This window comes from Pseudoalteromonas sp. MM17-2, assembly GCF_022347945.1.
In the GTDB taxonomy this organism is placed as follows: domain Bacteria; phylum Pseudomonadota; class Gammaproteobacteria; order Enterobacterales; family Alteromonadaceae; genus Pseudoalteromonas; species Pseudoalteromonas ruthenica.
The window spans coordinates 1-1,957 of the sequence record NZ_JAKRFV010000046.1 but is presented as its reverse complement, the minus strand read 5'-3'; the positions used below and the strand labels follow the sequence as shown (position 1 = coordinate 1,957).

The following is a 1,957-nucleotide window of genomic DNA, read 5'->3' as shown; positions in this document are numbered from 1 at the left end:
AAGTTATCATTTGTAGATATCTACAACTTGAGTACTGACATGCAGACTCTAAAGTTTGATTTAGAGCTCTCTTTGTTGAGTCAGAATGTAGTTAATATGCGCTGTTTTATTAAGATTGAAAATACAGACTTTTCTCCACCTGACTGCCATCGCTTAGAGTGAATGAGGGCGTTCAGAGTTCTGTGTCAGTTAATCTTGTCTAAATATCTAATACATTACCTGTACTAGCCCAAATTTAAAACTTACAGCCACCGATTAAAAACAGCTAACCCCAAGCACATCATCATAAACGCAGTGGGTGTCGACTGACTGCGTTATCCACTCCACAGTTTCGAAGGGCATACTTCTAACCCAAAGAGTATGATAGCCAAAGGGGATATTGCCCACGCATTTTTAGTGCTAGATATGCATAAAGCTGGATACAAAATTATTGCAGTAGAGAAAACAATAAATCTTGGGCAGATCAGGCGTATCGATATTGTAGCCGAAATCGAAGGTAAAATAGTGCGCATCGAGGTTAAAAACTCCCAAGATGGACGATAGCGAGACCGTCTAAGAGATGGTTTATCGATGAAAATGGGTAAAGACGGCGAACCAGAAAATGTAGGTCAGTTGTTAGACGACTTGGGTAATTTTATTAATAATGGTTACAGCGGTTATAGGTGGGCATTTACCCAGGATGTTCTCCCGAATTCTAGAGCGCTAGATAAGTTGCCAGATGAGAATAGTTTAGAAGAATATAACTACAATATTTATGACTATTTGAAAAAAGAGATTGACGACAAAAAACTAACATACCTCATGAAGAGAGGTGGCGTTAACCCAGATGATATTGGAGATAGTAAATTGAGGAAAAGTTTCAAAAATAGATTGTTAAAAAAAGCTTGAGGATGAATCGTTTTTTGAAATTGTAAGTTTTGGCAAAATTATTCAAGGCTAAAGAATGAAAATCTACTACAGTGATCAGCTTAATTCTTCTTTTCTTGATGGCTCTAATTTTACCCCATCTCTCTTGGAGAATGCTTCTTTCTCCCTAGAAAATGGGGGTTGGGTCATAAAAAGTTATTATTCTGATGGTGAGAAATGCAAAGAAATTAAGCTTGATAAGAAAGTTTCACTCTTATCAAAGAGCTGCAACTTATACCAAGGAAAAAGTCTAGAGTCTGTTGTAACAAAGGTTGAGCCCTCTAGTGTCATTGGTACGAAAAATGACTTTGTCATTTATTATGGAGAAGATGATGATGGAGAGGACAGGTTGATCTCCGAATCTTCTGATAATGTGTATTCATATGAAGGGGAGTTTTTAAACGCTTGCATATTAGGTGATTATGTATATTTTCAAGGCTTGCGGAGTAATAGTAGCTTTCAAAAAAGACGCTTAAATCTCGATTTAGTTTGGGAGTACAAGTTAAAAAGGTTAGAATCTATTGCGTTAAATCCGGTCTATAATCAAGAAGATGTAATTTTCATTATACCCAGTGAGATTGGTGAGGGTGATGGAACAAAAATTATAGCAATCAATGATGAAACTGGTATGGAAAGTTGGTCAGATCTATATAATTTTAGAGCTATTGATTATATTGTATTAAATGAAAATTTATTAATAGCGGCTTGGGACGGTTTTTATATTCTAGACATGCAATCCAGAGCTGTCTTTTGTGCTCAGAAATTTGATTGTGGTGATGAGGTGCAGAGGTATTCTATTTCTCGTAGAGTTGCACTGTATAGAGATAGTAATTGCATATACATTTCTCACTCTTCGTTAGGTAAGTTGTACATACTAGGTTTGTATAACTATTCAAAATTGAAAACGTTAGAACTACCCGAAGGTATAGAAGTAGGACGCTTCATGGGTAAAGATGAAACCAGTGGTTTGTATTACTTCTATGCCAGTCAGCCAAGAAAAGAAGTAGGTAATACCTTCTTGCTTGAACTTGACCCAAATAACTTGGATGCG

At 36.3% G+C, this 1,957-nt stretch carries 3 protein-coding genes; all 3 read left to right on the top strand.

All coding sequences use genetic code 11. The features are described 5' to 3' along the window. Positions 1-360: 360 nt before the first annotated feature. Positions 361-543 carry a hypothetical protein gene (locus tag MHM93_RS19275; RefSeq protein WP_239450224.1) on the top strand — a complete coding sequence of 61 codons (183 nt, stop codon included), beginning with the start codon at positions 361-363 and terminating at the stop codon, positions 541-543. Positions 544-570: 27 nt separating this feature from the next. Next, complete coding sequence (locus MHM93_RS19270) at positions 571-888, top strand: hypothetical protein (RefSeq protein WP_239450223.1); 318 nt, start codon at positions 571-573, stop codon at positions 886-888. Positions 889-943: 55 nt separating this feature from the next. Next, the coding region (locus MHM93_RS19265) for a hypothetical protein (RefSeq protein ID WP_239450222.1) at positions 944-1,957 on the top strand (1,014 nt) is incomplete at its 3' end.